3 protein-coding genes are annotated in these 1,766 nt (G+C 55.2%); all 3 read left to right on the top strand.

From position 1 onward, the window contains the following. The first annotated feature begins 130 nt into the window (after nucleotides 1–130). Nucleotides 131–442 (top strand): IS66 family insertion sequence element accessory protein TnpA, encoded by a 312-nt coding sequence (tnpA, locus tag DKW60_RS22805; protein WP_109839957.1) that lies wholly within the window; start codon nucleotides 131–133, stop codon nucleotides 440–442. Further along, nucleotides 439–798, top strand: a complete 360-nt coding sequence (gene tnpB / locus DKW60_RS22800; protein WP_109837047.1) for an IS66 family insertion sequence element accessory protein TnpB — start codon at nucleotides 439–441, stop codon at nucleotides 796–798. Before tnpA ends, tnpB begins: the two co-directional genes overlap by 4 nt. Before the next feature lie 23 nt (nucleotides 799–821). Then, on the top strand, nucleotides 822–1,766 hold a 945-nt coding region (gene tnpC, locus DKW60_RS22795), incomplete at its 3' end, for an IS66 family transposase (protein WP_109839958.1).

Raw genomic sequence — 1,766 nt, 5'->3', positions numbered from 1 at the left:
CAGTGGCTGCAAGGACGATTAGCAAGACCTCCTCTAAGGGGTAAAGAACCTTCGTAAGCGTCAGGTAAACCCCATCTACCAGCCGCTCAGCTATTCGGTCATTCTGTCTCTCTATTAACCGGAGACAAGTATGAACAACACACTGACTCAAAAACAGCAATTCTGGAAGACTCACCTGGATGCCGCAGCGCGTTCCGGATTGAGTATCGCTGACTACGCTAAAGCCAATCAGCTCAAACCGCAGACGTTATATCAGTGGCGCAGCACACTCAAGGGCCGGTCGGTCACTGTCTCCACACAGACACAGTTTACGCAGGTGGTATCATCCACAACCGTCTCCGGTAGCCCACTGACAATCGTGCTGGGTGACGCCACGTTGCGGTTTGATCGATTGCCTGATCCGGATTGGTTGTCCGCACTGCTCTCGGGTGTCCGGTCATGATGCGTCCGGCGGATCAGTTGCCCCGGGTGTATCTGTGTACTCAGTCCGTGGACTTCAGAAAGTCCATTAACGGCTTGTCGCTCTTGGTGGAGCAGTCTCTACAGTTGGATCCGTTTGCACCGGCGCTGTATGTGTTTACGAACCGGCGCCGGGATAAGGTGAAAATCCTGTACTGGGAGAAGAACGGGTTTTGCCTGTGGTATAAAAGTCTGGAGCAGGAGCGGTTTAAGTGGCCGGATGAGGTCACCACACCGACCTGTGTGATGGATGGTGAGCAGCTCAACCGCTTGCTGGACGGCTTTGATCTCTGGCGTAATAAACCGCATCAAACCTTGAACTACCGCACAGTGGGGTAGGATTTTCCGGTATAATCCACACCATGAAACGACCTGTTGATCCATTACCGAATGATGTGGCCTCACTGAAGGCGCTGCTGCTGGCAGAGCGCAGTACCACTGAGCGTTTACAAAAGCAGGTTCAGACATTATTTGAAGCAATCCGGCTGGCCCGGCAACAGCGTTTTGGCGCCTCCAGTGAAAAAGCACCGGGACAAGGTGAGCTGTTTGATGAGGTCGAGGAGACGCTTGAGCGATGTGACCAGATACCACCCGATACCGATGGTTCCACACCCTCAGATACCCCGGTTCAGGCGACGACCAAACGCAAAGCCCGCCGACCATTGCCGGCACATTTGCCCCGCATCCACAAGCTGATTGAATTGCCGGAAGCCGAACGGGTGTGCGCCTGTGGCTGTCAGTTAAGTGAGATCGGTGAAGACAGCAGTGAGCAACTGGAGATCATTCCGGCCAAACTTCAGGTCATCCGGTACGTCCGGAAAAAGTATGCCTGCCAGGCGTGTGAAGACACGGTCAAGGTAGCCCCCAGAGCTAATGTGTTACTGCCTAAAGCCATTGCCTCAGGCAATACCATGGCTTATGTGATCACCGCCAAATACGCTGATGGACTGCCACTGTATCGCCTGAGTACCATTTTGCAGCGCCATGGCATCGACTTACCCCGGCAAACCCTGAGTGAGTCCGTGATGGCGGTAGCCCAAAAAGTCGCCCCGTTGCTGGATCACCTGCGGCACTGCCTGATGCAAAGCCCCGTTATCCACATGGACGAAACCACCGTTCAGGTGCTGAAAGAACCGGATAAAGCCCCGCAAAGCCACTCCTACATGTGGGTGCAACGCGGCGGCCCGCCGGGTCAGGCGGTTGTGTTATTCCACTATGCACCCGGCCGGTCAGCGGCGGTACCGGAGACACTCCTGGTGAACTACCGGGGTGCGCTCATGACGGATGGCTATTCGGCGTATCGAACC

The organism is Leucothrix pacifica, from assembly GCF_003172875.1.
Lineage (GTDB): Bacteria > Pseudomonadota > Gammaproteobacteria > Thiotrichales > Thiotrichaceae > Leucothrix > Leucothrix pacifica.
Note: the sequence above shows the minus strand (reverse complement) of the source record. Positions and strands in the feature narration are given on the sequence as shown.